Source organism: Stutzerimonas stutzeri (genome assembly GCF_024448695.1).
Lineage (GTDB): Bacteria > Pseudomonadota > Gammaproteobacteria > Pseudomonadales > Pseudomonadaceae > Stutzerimonas > Stutzerimonas stutzeri_T.
Window position 1 is genome coordinate 417,311 of sequence record NZ_JAMOHY010000001.1, and the last position, 16,183, is coordinate 433,493.

Here is a 16,183-nt window from a genome sequence, read left to right on the forward strand (position 1 = left end):
TCCGGCGGGCAGGAAAAAACGGCGGTGATCATAGCATGTGGAAGGAAAACGCCAGTCAGCGCAGAGCCCCAGGCCCGCTACAGCTTGCGGACCCAGAACAGCTCGTGGCGACGTACCGCCTTGCGAAAGAACTCGTCGTCCCCAGTTGTCGGCCAGCGACGACCCGCCAGAATGCGCTGAATACTCCGGCGCAGACGCTTCTTGAGTGGTAGAGGTACTTGCAGGTCATGCTGCATGGCCAGCGCCATGGCCTTGTCCAGCCGTGTCTCGGCACTCAACGTCGGGCTCCACAGCTGATCAGCCGGCAAAGGCTCGATAGCCGGCGGCAGGGCGATACCACAGCCAGCCGGCCCCATGGGCCAGCGATCGTTGTCGTGCAGATGATTGGCGTAGAGCAGAAGGGCTTCGGGTTTCCACTCCCCCTCCTCTATTGCCTGACGAAGCGCACGGGTTGCGGCAACGTGATCGGCGTGCGGATCCAGCTCCGGGTGAGGGGTGATCACCACCTCGGGACGGAAATGCGCGAGCAGAGCCCGCAGATCGGCCTGCAGGTTCTCCCACGTAGGCTGTCCGTCGCGGTCCCCTGGCAGCTGCAACGGGTTGTGCGCTCTCACAGTACGTATGTCGGTTTCACTCGACTCACGAGAACCAAAGACCCGCTCAGGCATGGCCTCCATCGCCGACAGTTGCAAACAGTAGTAGCCAAGCTGCACGCAGTACTGCTGCGCCACGCCCCCCCACAGCGGCACAGCCAGGCTGCCCCAGGTGCGCAGCCGGCCTTTGAGCCGCGCCGCAGCAGTGCTGTCCAGGCCAAGGCGGCGGTAGTTATCAGCCTCAATCTCACCCTGGGTCAGCGTGACGATGGCCACCTCCCCGGTATGACTGTAGAGACCAAAGGCCGCCAGCTCGGCGTCATCGGCATGGGGCGCGATAATCAGCACCCGCCGCTGCGTATAGTCGGGGTTACGCATGGCATGCAGCCTGACCTCGGCACCCAGGCGGCAGTAGCGGCTATCGAAACGCAGCGAACCCGCCCGCAACGCCTCTTGCTGGCCGGACAGGTTCAGATAGCGCCGCCCTCTTACGCCGCGCTCGAAATCCTGGCGATCCCCACCGATATACACCCGCGGGTCACGCAGGCGTCCGGCCCAGGTCGCCTTGAGCTGCACTTCCAGAATCAGCGTTTCGCCATCAGGCAAGTCACCGGCCAGGTGCAGACAACCACGCTCGATACGTCCGTCCAGTTGCACGGCATTCGGGGGGAACTCGTAACGGTAATCTTCCTGCGGACGATAGAACAGGTGATCCGCAAACCACGCCTCGTGGGCAATCCAGCCCAGAACCACCAGCAGCGGCACCAGCCAGAAGCTGACGGTCACGCCTATCACCAGCAGCGCGACGAGCGCCGTCAGCATTGCAATACGTTTGTCACGACGATGCTGCCGCAACAGCTTTTGTTTGCGCGTGTCCATACTTACACCTGAAAGACCGGAACCCGGTTACACCAGCGGTCCTTGTATTCACGGTCCGCACGGCCAAAGGAATAACGCAGTGGCTTGCCCAGCGCACGCGCCTCAGCCCAGGCCGCCTGGGTGTTGACGAAGCTCAGCACACTGCCAGGACTGAAGTCGCGCTGCTGGGGATCGACGCCCCCGTTGATGTACTCGACCGATACCCACTTGGGCGACTCGACCCGGTAGAGCACCTGGATGGCGATGGGTTGCTCGTCGAGCAGCACCACCGAACCGGTCATGAATTCCCGCAGCAGGTCGAACACTTCATGAAGATGCGCCTTGCCGGGCGCTTCGAAATTCCAGCGGCGCTGAAAAAGATCGGCATACATCGCCGCCTGCTCTGCCGGGGAAAAATCCTGCATCGGACGCAATACACCGCCCGCTTCCTCCAGCAAGCGCTGCTCGCGCCGCTGGTTGTAGCGGAACTTCTTCGAATACTGTTCCGGCTCACGGGCCAAGGCCAGGCCCTCCGGCTGCTCGCGCAATGTACTGATCGCGCCAGAATTAAGCTCGGAGACGTAACGCATGCGCTGACGTACCGGCACACCGACCTGCTCAGCAACCGGCAGGATGATTTCAGCATTACCCAGATCGAACAGGCCACGTTTGCCGGTCTTTTTCAGAACATCCTTGGAAAGCGCCAGATACCGCCCCCAGCAAGGGATCGCAGCGACCCATTGGCCCTGCCGTTCCCAAGCCAGATAGCGCACCGGAATATTGGCAAGACGGGCCAGACGTTCGACGACGTCTGGATGTGTGGCAACACTGCCACCATAGCGCTGCCAGATCTCGGCATAGGTGGGGGCATCAATAGTGCGCCAGCCGCGTTCGCGCCAGCGCTGAATAAACTGCAGCATTCAGTATCCCTACTTGTCAGACTCTTCGTCCTTGAACTGCGTGGCGTGAAGCCTGGCGTAGGCACCATTGACCGCAAGCAGCTCGGCATGGCTGCCGCGCTCGACAATCCGCCCCTGCTCCATGACCAGAATCAGATCGGCTTTCTCGATGGTGCTCAGGCGGTGGGCAATGACCAGCGTGGTGCGACCCGTCATCACATGATCCAGCGCACCCTGAATATGTCGCTCGGATTCGGTGTCCAGCGCGGAAGTCGCCTCATCCAGAATCAGCACGGGCGCGTTCTTCAGCAGCGCACGGGCAATGGCCAGACGCTGGCGCTGACCTCCGGAAAGCAGCACACCATTCTCGCCAATCTGGGTCTGGTAACCCTGCGGCATCTGCTCGATAAATTCATCGGCGTAGGCATCGCGAGCCGCACGCTGGATATCTTCAAGCGGCGCGCCGGCCAGATCGCCATACGCGATATTATTGGCGACCGTGTCGTTGAACAGCGTGACCTGCTGAGTAACCAGGGCGATATGCCTGCGCAGATTACGGAGCGTGTAATCACCGACCTCAACACCATCCAGCAGAATCTGCCCCCGGTCATGGTGATAGAAGCGTGGGATCAGGTTCGCCAGGGTGGACTTGCCGCTGCCCGAGCGCCCGACCAGCGCCACCATCTGGCCTGGCTCGACGGTGAAGCTGATGTCGTGCAGCACCTGCTTGTCAGTGCCTGGGTAGACGAAGCTGAGCCCCTCAACCTCCAGCCGCCCGGAAATACGCTCTCGCTCGATCGTGCCTGTATCGATTTCAGGCTCTTCATCCAGCTGCTCGAAGATACTTTCAGCGCCGGAAACGCCTTTCTGGATGGTGGAGCTCACTTCCGAGAGCTGGCGAATCGGCTTGGGCAGCAGGCCGGCCAGGGTGATATAGGCCACCAGATCGCCCGCCGAGGCATCACCGCGCAGCAGCAGCACCAGAAACATCAAGACCGCCATGGCGCTGTAGATCACCAGCTGCAGGCTGGGGGTATAGACCGCGTTGGTCTTCACCATACGCAGCTGCTTGCCTGTATTGTCCTGGCTGGACGCCAGAAAACGCGCCTGCTCGTAAGGCTCGCCACCGAAGCTGCGCACCACCCGGTAACCCTGGATGGTCTCTGAGGCAACATGCGTCACATCACCCATCGCCACCTGAATCTTTTTGCTCTGCTTGCGAAATTTCTTGCTGGCGCTGGAGACCATCACACCAATCAACGGCAGGATCGCCACCATCACCAGCGTCAGCTTCCAGTTCATCCACAGCAGGGTGGCAAACAGGAAAATCACCGTCATCCCTTCGCGGACGACCACCTTGATCGCATCTGTCGCAGCACCGGTGACCATGGTCACATTGTAGGTGATACGCGAAATCAGATGGCCGGAGTTATGGCTGTCGAAATAGCGATTGGGCAGCGTCAGCATGTTGTTGAACAGCGCCACACGCAGGTCGTGTACCAGCCCCAGTGAGACCTTGGCCAGAAAGAAATTGCCAAGAAAGGAACCGACTCCCTGCAGCAGGGCTATGAGCACGATCAGTAAAGGCACGGCCTGTAGCAGCTTGAGCTCAGCAATCCAAGGCGCATGCTCTAGCAACCAAGGCACCCTAACGAACAACCCGGCATCCGGATTACTCAGGCCGTCTACAAAGAACTTGAGGATGTAGCCGAGCATCGGCTGGGTGGAGGCGAATATCAGGAAGCCCAAGATACTGACTACGAACATACCGATATAAGGTCGAACGTACGTCAGCAGCCGCAGGTAAATGCTCAGGCTCGAAGGGGCAGATGAAATTGGAGAAGCCATAGGGAGCCGTCATCAAAAAAAGGCGTCAATTCTATCACAGCCTTAATAAGGCCTCTTTGAGCAGGTAAGATAGCCGACCTACTGCTGATCAGGCCCCCCTTGAATGACCATGCGCACGCTTGACTACGCCCAATATAGCGCCCTGCGTGAAGGGGCAGAGGTACTTGAAGCCGACGGTTCGGGCGACAAAGTGCTGCGCCTGGCAGATGGATCATTCCTGAAGCTATTTCGGCGCAAGCGCCTTATATCGTCCGCACTCTGGTATCCCTATGCTCAGCGCTTTGCCGACAACTGTCAGGCATTGACCGAGCGCAACATCCTCTGCCCACACGTCCGTGATGTCTTTCGAATCAGCGGAATCGCCCGCGACGCCGTGCATTACGACCCTCTACCCGGGCACACGTTGCGCCAATTACTGGGCGAGGTCGAGCAAGCCGACCACCTGAAAGCACAATTCGGTCAGTTGCTCGCCAGACTCCACGAACAGGGGATTTATTTTCGTTCCGCACACCTGGGCAACATAGTTCTGACGCCCGAGGGTGAATTAGGATTGATCGACGTCGCCGATTTGCACGTACGCAAAACGGCGCTGCCACGGTCACTGCGGCTACGCAATTTCAAACACATGCTCCGTTACGAAAAAGATCGCCAGTGGCTGCTGAGCCAGGATGGAGGCTTTTTTATTGGCAGCTACCTAGCCAACCAGTCAGTCTGCGATGCCACGGAGCTAGCTGCAGTGCTGCACTAGAACGGAGTCGACGGGCCTGGGCCAGAGGTAGCTTTTTCGACTTTGGCATCAGGATGCATCATGATGCCACTTTGAAATCATTGTCGATCAGCAATAGCCTCTGAAGAGGGGGCAGATTTAAGGCATATCTCTACACCATGACGCCAGAGCCACAAGAACGACTACAGCCGCTTTCGCAATCCGCCAAACCGCAGCCGCTGATCTCAATCGTCGCCCCTTGCTACAACGCCGAGAAGTATCTGGAAGATGCACTACAAAGCATCTTTGCTCAGGACTATCCCCACTTCGAAGTCATCATCGTTGATGATGGCTCGACGGATAGCAGCCTGGCCATGCTTCGAAGACTGCAAAGCACTTACAATTTCCAGCTCCTGTCCCAACAAAACCAGGGTGTTAGTGCGACGCTAAATAATGGGCTCAAACTAGCCAGGGGCGTCTATGTTTCCACGCCGGACCTGGACGACATCATGCTCCCACACTCGCTCAGTGTCAGGGCCAGATACCTTGATGAGCACCCCAGAGTAGGCTGCGTAGGCGCTTTGATTGCTTACATGGACAGCGACGGGACAGATATCAAAAGTCAGCACCGCACCCAGGTGAAGAAATTCAGTTTTGACCGAATTGTTAGCGAAGCCGTGGTCATCGGTGCACCCGGCGCGCTTTATCGCATGGAAGCCTTACAAGCGGCGCAGTTCTACGACCCGAACATAAAAGTTCAGGACTTCCAGATTACACTCAGAATCGCCAGCAAGGGTTACGAAGTACACGAACTACCAATGTGTGTCACACGTTACCGTCGACACCCGAACAACCTGTCCAGAAGATTCAAGGTGCTATTTGATGCCGATATGCTGGCGATGGCTCCCTACCAGTCGCACCCTGGATACCAGAAGGGCAGGACGGTACTGGTCAATAAGGCATTGAAGTATGCGGCTGTTGCCGACAAGAAGTACGCTTGGAGCCTGTTGCGTACCATTCCGCTACGCCAGTACAACTGGACAACACTCAAACGCCTAAAGCGCCTCGTGCTTCATCGATGACCAGCAAGGGGAAGCGTCGGAAGAAGACTAACCCTGAGGTCCAGCTACTTGCACCAGCAGGATAGTTAACCTGCATGAGTCGGGCCGATTGATAGCCGCTTCTTTCGACTCATGCAGCGCAGTCTTGACCTGAGCGGTCTTGGCAGGGAGCTGGTGCCATTGCCTAGAGACTTGGCAGAATCAGACCGCCGAAGCGTTCCGCTCCCGAATAGTCCGCCCCAATATCAATGCTGCCGGCAACAAAACAAGAGGCCACAGCTCGTCAGGGTTTCCGATCAACTTGCTACCGTCGAAATTGAGCATTACCAACGAACAGGCTAGGTAGACTCCCCACGGATCACGCCCGCGCCAGGCTTGCCACAACGTCATTGCCATCACGACCATGAACAGTATTAAAGAGATGCCACCGGTATAAAGCCCCAACGCAACGAAGATATTGTGGGGGTGCTGAATGGGCATGCCTCCCGCCAGGGTCTGCGAGGTTTGGAAGTCGACGCCACACCCCAAGGCCCATCCACAATTACCCCACTCACCCGTCATGATACGAAACAGATCAATACGGTAAGAGTCCCCCCGGGCGAGCAACGACTGAAACCAGGCTTCATCATGCACCAGCCAGAGTGCCAGACTAAACAAAACGACGGCTACCAGCAGCACAATCGATCCACGGCGAGGGAAGCGATAGACGCCGTAAAGTGCCCACAAACCGAACAGGAACGCCGCCCCAACCAAGGCTGTACGCGTCTGTAGCACGAACGCTACTGCGACCAACGATATCACCACCGCGCATACTGCCTCCATCCAACGGCGCTCGCGCTCCCAAGTCGGCATCGCCAAGCCCAGCGCGCAGAACAGCCAGATGCTGACATAAATTACATTCTCCATACGCCCAGGCAGCAGCCCAACACGCTGCCCAAATATAAATATACCAGTACTCCAGTTATATACAGCACTGGCAAAAATATACAGCGCGATAACCCAGAACAGTGCACGAGCGAAAGAACCGCTACGCAAGAACACAGGATCGGCAAACCCCGCCACCACAAACACAAATAAAGTGACATAGAGGATATGTTTATAAAACTGTGGATCTCCGGCAATAACTGCGGGCACCAGGAACCAGAGCAAAAATACCAACCAAGCCCACGCCAGTGGCTGACCAAGCAAGCCTGCACCACGCTCCTTGAGCAAGAAGAACAAGCCCGGCAAAGCGAGCAGCGCGTAGAAAATATTGTTCGTCCATTTAGCAGAGTTCAGGAGAATGTAACTCAGCAGGAACAAAACCAATACGACGCTAAAGTAACGAGAATAAATCCGCCGACTCAAACTGCCTTCAGCCAATAACATTGAGCATCCATCCCACGATAAGTCCAAGAACAAAAGTACCAAGTAACTTTATCCGCTCCCTGCGCTTGCGCCGCAACTTATTGACTTTTTCCTCCGGGACCTCGACATGCTCGCCGAAACCGGTATGCAGAACGGCATCACTCTCAAGAATGAGCGCATAACGGTTTTCAGAAGCGAACAGGCGCGACAGGTTCTTCTCGCCGCCATGGCTCGAATACGGCGCGTGTTGCTGATAATCGGCCAAGCGTCGCAGTCCAGGGTTAAAGGAAAACCCTTGCCATTCAGGCTTGTGTGAGCCGAGCCGGTAAAAAGCAATGCCGTCGATTATCTGGCGCTGCTCAAGAAAAACGTACGGGCTGTGCACCTGGAGGTCATGGCTAAAGCTACGCAGCCATACTTGCAATGCCTGCGGGTCCGCCTTGAGCAGAGTCATCGAATCCTCAATAAAGCCTGGCCGATAGAATGCCCAATCATCTTCACAATGAAAAATCCACGGCGTCTCAACAAGTGCATATGCGGCATCGATGGATAACATCTGCCCCAGCTTGGGCATATTGATGATGAATCGGGTATGCGGTCGCCAGTGTTCGGGAATACATTTTTCCACTGCTTTGTCTCCCGAATCCTCGGTGATGAGGACCTCGCGAATTGGCGTGGTATTGAATGTATCGAAGCTGGTCAGCGTCTGCGTTAGGAGGTCGAAACGACCGCAACTGGTCACTACCAACGTGACGTCACTGTCTTTGGAAAAGATCAAGATATAGGCCTCTCAAACCCATGGAATGGCACTCTTGGCATCCTGTGCGGCTAGTAGCAGAAAATGGGGCGGAAAACCCAATACGCACGCCCTCTTAAACTCCAAGCCTATTGCGCAGCTGGCAGAACCAGCCGGGAGGTGGAGATGGACGTAAATTTGCTCGCATGGCCTGCACGATCTCAGCACCAATATGCTGAAAGCTGTAACGAGACTCTGCCAGGAGCCGACCGCTCACTGCGATCCGTGCCGCCCAGGCCGAATCGGCCCGCAGTTGAGCCAGCTTGATGCGCAGCTCGTCTATCGTCCGATAGAGCACCAGGTTCTCCATGTCGACGAACCCAAGTGCCCGGTTCTCCTCCTCACCCTGGTCGTACGCCAGTAATACACAACCGCAGGCCATGGCCTCGAAGTTCTTGATCATGTACTCGCCCATGCCGACATCAGCACTAACGAAGAAGCGGATGCGATTTAGAGCGTTGAGGTAATCCTCGCCTGAATTGGTACGGGTCACCACCAAATTTTCCAGCTGCGCCAGTTCATCCAGCAGCGCTTTACGCCCACTGTAGGCGATGCTCTTGGTGCTACCGATAAAGCCCAATTCGATATCGCGCTCGCGCCCGAGATCGCGCAACAGAGCCTGATCGTACCCCTTAGGCACGAACTCGGCATCCACACCCTCCTCTCGCAACCGTCGAGTCACGAAACTACCCGAGCTTATCACTCGCACCCAAGGCAGCTTGCGGTAGTACGCGCTGAACTTTCCGGTGTACTTGCAAGGTATATAGTTCTGGTAAGCATCATGCTCGAGAACCACCAGATTTGGGACACTGCGAATGAAGTCCACCTGGCGAATCTCCTGCTTGAATCGCAGAAAGAACAGGATGCGGTCATAGCGGGTCACATCCACGTGCAGACGGAAATAACGGCGCAGATTTGCCTGCTCCTCTCGCCCCAGCCAACGGATATCGCAATCGCAGTGGTGCTGAACACTTTCGTAAAGACGGTCCAGGATCGCCCGCTGTTCAGCTTGAACCAAAAATAGGACTTTCAATATATTCATCCGTCTACTCGGCGCTCAGCCAAAGGAAGTTCATGACAGCCTCGGCGGCTGAACTCGGTCGCCTGTCACTACTACAGAGAATAAAAAGGCTCAGCCTCATCCAAGAAGCCCCTCTTCCATCGCACCACCTTACTCGTCAAGGTATGGATATCTATAACCAGCTTTAACCACGTTGTGTGCAACCAACATCTGCGAGGGATTGCTCTAAGCGCTTTAAGCACAATCAATAATCTCTGAAGTCTATTTGCATCATAGGCAGGGGACGCGCTAGCTAATAGACACATAGCAACACCTAATCTGCCAATAAGCGCTGCCGGACCACCATTGGCAATTGCCAGAAGACGGCACGAATCTTTTCATCCGAAAAAGCGTGTAACTTCGCAGCGGCAACCTGGCTCTCGCATGGCGCAGCAATCTGCTGTCTCAAGACTCGCGCCAGGCTATGACTGTCGGCCAGTTCAAACAGTATCCCGGCCCCCTCCACAACTTCACGCCCCCCGCCACAATCCGAGCAGACCACTGGCACCCCTGCCGCCATCGCCTCTAGCAGTACCATACCGAAGGGCTCATGGTCGGAGGTCAGAGCAAACACATCAAAGGCCTTAAAATAGCGCCGGCCATTGGCTACTTGGCCGAGAAAGCGTACCTGCCCAGATACGCCCAGCTCGGCGGCGAGATGTTTTAACGAAGCCTCCAATTGGCCTCTGCCCATAATCGCTAGCAGGCTGCCTGTAGGCAGTTGCGGTAGTGCTTGGGCGAAGCCACGTATGAGCGTCGCCTGATCCTTGTCCGGATGCAGACGACCGACATTGCCGACCACCCAGGCGTCCTGCGGCAAGCCCAGGTATTCGCGAGCAACTTCGCGAGACACCTGCTCGGCCTGCACCGCCTCGATATCGATTCGGTTATAGAGCGTTTCAATCCGCTCAGCAGACCAGCTTGGCAAGCAGGCACGAATATCGTCGCGCACAGCGTTGGAGACGCCGAGCAGGGATAGTCGACTTTTGAAAAAATTAGCGAACAGTTTTCTAGAGCGTCGCTTGTAGTCGCCAAAAGCATGGTGCACGCCTATTACCGGCAGATCGGTTCCCAGCAATGCCACGTAGACAGGTTTGAAACGATGCGCGATGCAAAGCGCAAAGTATCGTGTTGCGGCGATACGGCGAATATCACGGATAGCCTTCAACTTCAGCCCACGCACGTCGCGGCTGCTGTAGTTGAGAAACAGCACTTCGTCCGAAGCCGACCCTTTGACAACTTCATCACTGGGTGCGCCAGTCAGATATACGGTGCAAACCTTGTATGGCGTTCCAACGAAAAGCGCGGCGTACTGCCGCGCGCAATCAAGGAAGGGACCATCGTAACCGTGGCAGAACTGCAACACCCACTGCTCAGACGCTGTCATACCAATCCTTGTCATCCTTCACCACCAACACATCCTCCATGATCAGGTACTGCAGATCCGACCCGTAGAACATGTTCAACGCATCAGTCGGCGAGCAGATCATCGGCTCACCACGGCGGTTGAGTGAGGTATTCAGCGAGACGCCGTTGCCGGTGAGTTTTTCCAGTTCCAGCATCAGGTCATACCAGCGCGGGTTGTGGCGGCGTTCGAGGACCTGGGCGCGGGAGGTGCCGTCTTCGTGGACGACTTCGCTGACGCGCTCCTTCCACTCATCATTGACTTCAAAGGTGAAGGTCATGAAGGGGCTCGGGTGATCGACCTTGAGCATCTGCTCGGCCACGGTGTCGAGCATCGACGGGCAGAAGGGTCTCCAGCGTTCGCGGAACTTGATCTGCTCGTTGATGCGATCGGCCACGCCTGGAATGCTCGGGCAGCCGATGATCGAGCGACCGCCGAGGGCTCGCGGGCCAAATTCCATGCGACCCTGGAACCAGGCCACCGGGTTGCCGTCGACCATGATTTTGGCGATACGCTCAGGCGTGTTGGCAATCTGCTTGAACACCGGCTTGTTCGGGTGCTTGGCACAGGCGGCAATCACGTCCTCGTTGGAGTAGGACGGACCAAGGTAGACGTGCTCCATCTTCTCCACCGGCACGCCGCGCTGGTGCGAGACGTAGGCGGCGGCGCCAACCGCAGTTCCGGCATCGCCGGAGGCGGGCTGGACAAACAGCTCTTTCACGTCCGGACGAGCAATGATCTTCTGGTTGAGCTTGACGTTCAGCGCGCAGCCGCCAGCGAAGGCGATCTTGCCGGTCTCGCGGATGATGTCGCCCAGGTAGTGCTCCATCATCTGCAGCGCCAGCTTCTCGAACAGCGCCTGCATGCTGGCTGCATAGTGGATGTAGGGATCGTCGGCGATGTCGCCTTCGCGCTTCGGGCCGAGCCAGTCGATCAGCTTGGGCGAGAAGTAGTAACCCTTACCCTTTTCCTTGTAGCGACGGAAGCCGATGACGTTGGCGTAGTCGGTGTTGATAGTCAGCTCGCCGTTCTCAAAGGTCGCCAAACGGGAGAAGTCGTACTTGGCGGCATCGCCATAGGGCGCCATGCCCATGACCTTGAATTCGCCGTCGAGCATCTCGAAACCGAGGTATTCGGTGATCGCGCCGTAGAGTCCGCCGAGGGAATCCGGGTCGTAGAATTCCTTGATCTTGTGGATCTTGCCGTTCTCGCCCCAGCCGAAGAAGGTGGTGGCGTATTCACCCTTGCCGTCGATGCCGAGGATCGCGGTCTTCTCGGTGAAGCCCGAGCAGTGATAGGCGCTGGAGGCGTGAGCCAGGTGGTGCTCGACCGGCTGCAGCTTGACCTTTTTCAGGTCGAAGCCGAGCTGCTGCAGGCACCACTCGATGCGCTTCTTGTAGCGGTAGTAGCGCCGGTTACCCATGAGGATGGCGTCAAGCGCACGATCCGGGGCGTACCAGTAGCGCTTGGCGTAGTGCCAGCGAGCCTTCTCGAAAATGCTGATGGGCGCAAAGGGAATCGCCACCACGTCAACGTCCGACGGCTTGATGCCGGCCTGCTCCAGGCAGAATTTTGCCGACTCGTAGGGCATGCGATTCTTGGCATGCTTGTCGCGCACGAAACGCTCTTCTTCCACGGCGGCGATGAGTTTGCCGTCGATATAAAGCGCTGCGGAAGGATCATGACTGAGAGCGCCGGACAAGCCGAGAATCGTCAGGGCCACGGAGAAGCCTCTTGAACAGGTGATAGCCGGATGCTATCACGAACCAAATAAACACGGCCCCAATGGGTGGCCGCATGCAAAGCGCGAATTATACCGGCACGACCCGCCTCGAAGCATCAGGACGAACGGCGCATCGCCGAACGGCACGCACTAAATCGAGCCTTCACAGCCGGGGCAAACGCTCGTCGAGCAGGCGATACAGCGCCGAATCGGACGGCCAATTGCGCAGCAGCCGCGCCCTATCCCTTGCATAAGCGCGCGCAAAGGCAGCGGCACTGCTGTGCTGCTGTACCGCATCAAGATCGATCAGCGTCCAGCGACCGTTCTCCCAGAACAGGTTATGCCCTTTGAGATCACCGTGGCTGATGCGCTCGCCAATCAGCCTGGCAAAAAGCCTATCCAGCGCCTGCAGCTCCTCTTCGGGAGGCATGCTGTTCAGATACGGCTGCCAGCGGGCAATCAGGTCTTCTCCGGCAAGCAGCTCGGTAATCAGCCAGGCCTTGCCACGCAACCACAACCAGCGCCGCTCCTTCACCGCGAGCAGCCGGGGCGTGGCGATACCCAGGAAGTCCATACGATTGCCTTCGACCCAGCTGTGCCAGGCCCGGCTCGGACGCCAGAAGCGCTTGAGCCAGTGCAGTAAACCTTTGATGTTGTAGCGCTTGATCAACAGCGCCCGTCCATCCAGCTCGACCCGCGCCACCGTGGCCGTGCCGCCGCCCTTGTATAGCGTGCCCTGTGCGATGAAAGCATCAGGATCGGCGAGCAGCGCCTGCAGATTTGCTTCTTCTTCGCGCCGCACCACCTGGGCGCCGAAAGGCCCGATGCGCGCACTGAACAGACTGCAGTCGCGCGCGACCTTTTTCAGATAGTCGTTCAGCCGCCAGTTGCGCGTCTTGTGCATCTCTTTGAGCAAGGCTTCCAGCGGCAGTGCATGCTCGCTGTTGGCGAGCAGATAATGCACCAGCAGCTCTTCGATGAAAGGCTCCAACTCAGCAGGTAACTGGGCGAAGAACACCCCGAGATTCTCCACCACCCGGTCGCGCGACAGTGGGCGGCCCGGTGTCTCACTCCTGACTCCGCCGCCATCGACGACGAACAGCTGTTCGCTTGTGCGCAACAGATTATCGAGGTGCAGATCGTCCTGCCAAAGCCCGCACGCGTGCATCTGGGCTATCAGTTCAAGTGCTTCACCGAGTACGCTCCGCTGGGCGTCCGAAAGCACCTGCTGGCCGGCAACGGAGCGCCAGGCATCCCAGAGGCTTTCAGCTTCGTCGAGCCAGTCGAACAGCAACCATCCACCTTCGCCGTCCTCCCAACCCTCAGCCACCAGCGCCGGCGTCGGCAACCCCTGGGCAGCCAACAGGCCGGCACCGTCGCGCTCACGCTGATAATGCCGGCCCGCCTTGGGGCCAACCAGCAGCTTGGCCAGCACCGTGCGCCCGCCCCATAAGGCTCGACCGACATAACGCTGCCCCGGCAACACGCGCAGCCAGCAGGTGATATCAAGCACGCCGAAATCGGGTAGTTCCAGCCGTATAGGCAAGGCCGGCATTCGCCCGGCGGAGGCCAGAGCAGACAGATTCATCCGCGTGCTTCCTTGTTCTTGCGGCGCTGAACAAGTCGCTGGAACCAGGATTCGACAGCCCGCTGATCATCCAGATAGGCGGCCAGCAACCCACGCACACCCTCCTCGCCCATACAGCGCGCACGACGAACCAGCGGCTCCAGATCCTTGATCCGATCCCGCTGCCCCAACAGAAGGGGACGGGTCTTTTCCAGGTCGATCAGGCAAGCCTGCCAGCGACCGTCCAGCTCACGCAGGAAAACATGCTTGGGATAGAAGCAACCGTGTACCTGCCCGGCCTGATGAAGGTCGCGAGCCAGTTCGCCGACAGCGCGAATGATTGCCTGCCGGCGGGCCTCGTCCAGTTGCGGCCAGCGCTTCAACCAGTCATCCAGATCCTCCCAGCCATCCAGCGCCCGCGTCAGCAGAATCGCCCGCTGCTCGCCAGCGAGCCTGCGACAACCGAAAAAGCTTGCCTGCAGGGTCGGAATGCCCAGCTGTTGATAGCGTCGGATGTTGCGAAACTCGCGGGCAAAGGTGGGCTCGCCAAGGGGATGCCGCAGACTGCGGGTCAGATGATTGCTTTGGCGCTTGAGGTAATAAGCCGTCTCGCCCAGCTCCAGCCGGTAGACACTGCTCCAGCCTCCGCGCTCGGTATTGGGCTCGTCCACCGCTTCCAGCCGGAGCGCCCAGAGCGCATCAAAGCTGGCAAGGCCATTGCTTTCGAGCACTGCCCGATCACGCTCGGCAATGAAATCGTTCATTCTCGTCCCTGAAAGTAATGCACGATCTGGCGGATGCGCGGCTTGTCGTTCGCCGTCAGCCGTTCGCGCTGGGCGTACTGCAGATAAAAGCGCAGACGCTGGGTCTGACTCAGATGATACTTCGCAACCTTGTCAAGACAGGCCAGGTCCTTGACGATGCGATGCTGCAGGAAAGGCCCGCGCCAGAACGAGCCGGTCGGGCAGTCGATCAGATACAGGCGACGCTGCGGATCGACCAGCAGATTGCGCCATTTGAGATCGTTATGGGCAAAGCGGTGTTCGTGCATGGTGCGTGTCGAGTGCGCCGCCTGTTGACTGACTTCCCGTACCCAGCGCGGATCCTTGAGGCGAGCGTCATGGTTGTTTGCGAGCAAGGCCAGGTCTTCGGTCTGCTCCAGCTCGCGCGTAATAAGCGCCCCACGCAAGAACAGACCAGCGCGACGCTCCAGACCGTACGCCACGATTGGCGCTGTCGGTATGCCCCAACGGTGAAACAGCTTGAGATTCTGCCATTCAGCCTTGACCCGTGGCCGACCGATAAAACGTCGCAGACCCTTGCCGGCACCCCAGTAGCGCTTGACGTAATAGCGCACGCCGTTGCGCTCGATGCGAATCACTTCCGACAGCGGGTCAGAGGTCAGCCGCTCCCCCTGCAGGGCAAAGACGGCATCCAGACTGGCAAAGTCATCGGCAAGCACGGTGTAGGCCGGCAGCAGAGTCCAGCACGCCATCAGAGCACACCCCCATAACGCTGCTTGCGTCTGTAAAGCCGTTCCGCCTTGCCTTCCAGCCAGCTCAGCAAGGCCGCTTCGTCACGCAGAATCTCGCGCAGTGGCTTGTTGAAATAATCTCGCAGGAAACGCAGGCGGTCGCGACGGGTCAGGCCGATGTCCAGTGCCGAAAAATACAGCCCGGCCAGATCCTTGTTGCGCCAGCGGTGGGGGGTTGTGGCGCGGACCTGGGCGCGGTGCAGATCGATCAATGAGAGGCGGAAATCATCGGCCGTTACGGCCTTGTCGGTATGCAGCAGGAAGTGGCAGATATAGAAGTCCCGATGATTGACGCCGGCACGGTGCATGGTCCCGGCCATGCGTGCGACTTCGGCGATCAGTGCGCGCTTGAGTGCCGGTAATGGCGGCCGTTCATGCCAGTGGAGCGAAAAGTCTTCGAGGCTGATGGTCGGCGCCAGCTCTTCGGTAATGATGAATGAGTGCTGGGTCGCCGGATTGCCCCCACGCTGGCCATAAGCCACTGCGGTCATGGTCGGTACGCCGGCTTCATGCAGACGCTGAAGCGCTCGCCACTCCTGACCGGCACCGAGTACCGGCGCCTTGGCGGTGACCAGGTTCTTGGCGATCTCGCCCCAGCCGATGCCGCGGTGGATCTTGACGAAGTAGCCGCGCCCGTCGACTTCGGTACGCAGGGTGCGGCGGCCTTCCAGCTCGCGGTAGACCTCGCCTTGCAACTGCTCGACTTCGACGAAGGCATCCTTGGCGTGCCAAAGCGTTTTGAAGGGTTCAGCGAGAATCAGCTTTGTAGACACGCGCGCCCCTTAT

General features: G+C 58.3%; 14 protein-coding genes. 2 read left to right on the forward strand and 12 right to left on the reverse strand.

Going from position 1 to position 16,183, the window contains the following annotated elements:
- Positions 1-77: 77 nt before the first annotated feature.
- The 3 genes from NAV32_RS02000 to msbA are packed head-to-tail and all read right to left on the reverse strand — an operon-like array spanning position 78 to position 4,198.
- Positions 78-1,472, reverse strand: a complete 1,395-nt coding sequence (locus NAV32_RS02000; RefSeq protein ID WP_256051113.1) for a PIG-L deacetylase family protein — start codon at positions 1,470-1,472, stop codon at positions 78-80.
- Positions 1,473-1,474: 2 nt separating this feature from the next.
- A complete protein-coding gene (locus NAV32_RS02005; RefSeq protein ID WP_256051114.1) occupies positions 1,475-2,371 on the reverse strand; it encodes a GNAT family N-acetyltransferase in 897 nt (298 codons plus the stop codon).
- A gap of 9 nt (positions 2,372-2,380) precedes the next feature.
- Positions 2,381-4,198 (reverse strand): lipid A export permease/ATP-binding protein MsbA, encoded by a 1,818-nt coding sequence (msbA, locus tag NAV32_RS02010; RefSeq protein WP_256051115.1) that lies wholly within the window; start codon positions 4,196-4,198, stop codon positions 2,381-2,383.
- 109 nt (positions 4,199-4,307) lie between these two features.
- Here msbA and NAV32_RS02015 point away from each other — a divergent pair, with 109 nt between their 5' ends.
- Both NAV32_RS02015 and NAV32_RS02020 read left to right on the forward strand, forming a co-directional pair.
- On the forward strand, positions 4,308-4,946 hold the full coding sequence (locus NAV32_RS02015; protein ID WP_256051154.1) for a toluene tolerance protein: 639 nt from the start codon (positions 4,308-4,310) through the stop codon (positions 4,944-4,946).
- A 137-nt stretch (positions 4,947-5,083) separates the two neighbouring features.
- On the forward strand, positions 5,084-5,986 hold the full coding sequence (locus tag NAV32_RS02020) for a glycosyltransferase family 2 protein (protein WP_256051116.1): 903 nt from the start codon (positions 5,084-5,086) through the stop codon (positions 5,984-5,986).
- 180 nt (positions 5,987-6,166) lie between these two features.
- Here NAV32_RS02020 and NAV32_RS02025 read toward each other — a convergent pair whose 3' ends face one another.
- The 9 genes from NAV32_RS02025 to rfaP form a co-directional block, all read right to left on the reverse strand.
- Positions 6,167-7,333, reverse strand: a complete 1,167-nt coding sequence (locus tag NAV32_RS02025) for an O-antigen ligase domain-containing protein (RefSeq protein ID WP_256051117.1) — start codon at positions 7,331-7,333, stop codon at positions 6,167-6,169.
- Positions 7,320-8,090 carry a glycosyltransferase family 2 protein gene (locus NAV32_RS02030; protein ID WP_272890080.1) on the reverse strand — a complete coding sequence of 257 codons (771 nt, stop codon included), beginning with the start codon at positions 8,088-8,090 and terminating at the stop codon, positions 7,320-7,322. The genes NAV32_RS02025 and NAV32_RS02030 overlap by 14 nt, the downstream gene beginning before the upstream one ends.
- A gap of 94 nt (positions 8,091-8,184) precedes the next feature.
- Positions 8,185-9,141 carry a glycosyltransferase family protein gene (locus NAV32_RS02035; RefSeq protein WP_256051156.1) on the reverse strand — a complete coding sequence of 319 codons (957 nt, stop codon included), beginning with the start codon at positions 9,139-9,141 and terminating at the stop codon, positions 8,185-8,187.
- Between the two features lie 301 nt (positions 9,142-9,442).
- On the reverse strand, positions 9,443-10,555 hold the full coding sequence (locus NAV32_RS02040; protein ID WP_256051118.1) for a glycosyltransferase: 1,113 nt from the start codon (positions 10,553-10,555) through the stop codon (positions 9,443-9,445).
- Positions 10,542-12,296 carry a carbamoyltransferase family protein gene (locus tag NAV32_RS02045; RefSeq protein ID WP_256051119.1) on the reverse strand — a complete coding sequence of 585 codons (1,755 nt, stop codon included), beginning with the start codon at positions 12,294-12,296 and terminating at the stop codon, positions 10,542-10,544. Before NAV32_RS02045 ends, NAV32_RS02040 begins: the two co-directional genes overlap by 14 nt.
- 163 nt (positions 12,297-12,459) lie before the next feature.
- Positions 12,460-13,884: a lipopolysaccharide kinase InaA family protein gene (locus NAV32_RS02050; protein WP_256051120.1), complete on the reverse strand. Its 1,425-nt coding sequence runs from the start codon at positions 13,882-13,884 to the stop codon at positions 12,460-12,462.
- Entirely contained in the window at positions 13,881-14,627 is a 747-nt protein-coding gene (locus NAV32_RS02055; RefSeq protein WP_256051121.1) for a lipopolysaccharide kinase InaA family protein, read from the reverse strand. Before NAV32_RS02055 ends, NAV32_RS02050 begins: the two co-directional genes overlap by 4 nt.
- Positions 14,624-15,358 carry a lipopolysaccharide kinase InaA family protein gene (locus tag NAV32_RS02060; RefSeq protein ID WP_256051122.1) on the reverse strand — a complete coding sequence of 245 codons (735 nt, stop codon included), beginning with the start codon at positions 15,356-15,358 and terminating at the stop codon, positions 14,624-14,626. Before NAV32_RS02060 ends, NAV32_RS02055 begins: the two co-directional genes overlap by 4 nt.
- A complete protein-coding gene (gene rfaP, locus NAV32_RS02065; RefSeq protein ID WP_256051123.1) occupies positions 15,358-16,170 on the reverse strand; it encodes a lipopolysaccharide core heptose(I) kinase RfaP in 813 nt (270 codons plus the stop codon). The genes NAV32_RS02060 and rfaP overlap by 1 nt, the downstream gene beginning before the upstream one ends.
- Positions 16,171-16,183: the final 13 nt, after the last annotated feature.

Coding starts and splice junctions, on each gene's coding strand:
- NAV32_RS02025 (WP_256051117.1), bottom strand. CDS start 7,333: ATGTTATTGGCTGAAGGCAGTTTGAGTCGGCGGATTTATTCTCGTTAC.
- msbA (WP_256051115.1), bottom strand. CDS start 4,198: ATGGCTTCTCCAATTTCATCTGCCCCTTCGAGCCTGAGCATTTACCTG.
- NAV32_RS02050 (WP_256051120.1), bottom strand. CDS start 13,884: ATGAATCTGTCTGCTCTGGCCTCCGCCGGGCGAATGCCGGCCTTGCCT.
- NAV32_RS02055 (WP_256051121.1), bottom strand. CDS start 14,627: ATGAACGATTTCATTGCCGAGCGTGATCGGGCAGTGCTCGAAAGCAAT.
- NAV32_RS02015 (WP_256051154.1), top strand. CDS start 4,308: ATGCGCACGCTTGACTACGCCCAATATAGCGCCCTGCGTGAAGGGGCA.
- NAV32_RS02060 (WP_256051122.1), bottom strand. CDS start 15,358: ATGGCGTGCTGGACTCTGCTGCCGGCCTACACCGTGCTTGCCGATGAC.
- NAV32_RS02040 (WP_256051118.1), bottom strand. CDS start 10,555: ATGACAGCGTCTGAGCAGTGGGTGTTGCAGTTCTGCCACGGTTACGAT.
- NAV32_RS02000 (WP_256051113.1), bottom strand. CDS start 1,472: ATGGACACGCGCAAACAAAAGCTGTTGCGGCAGCATCGTCGTGACAAA.
- NAV32_RS02020 (WP_256051116.1), top strand. CDS start 5,084: ATGACGCCAGAGCCACAAGAACGACTACAGCCGCTTTCGCAATCCGCC.
- NAV32_RS02005 (WP_256051114.1), bottom strand. CDS start 2,371: ATGCTGCAGTTTATTCAGCGCTGGCGCGAACGCGGCTGGCGCACTATT.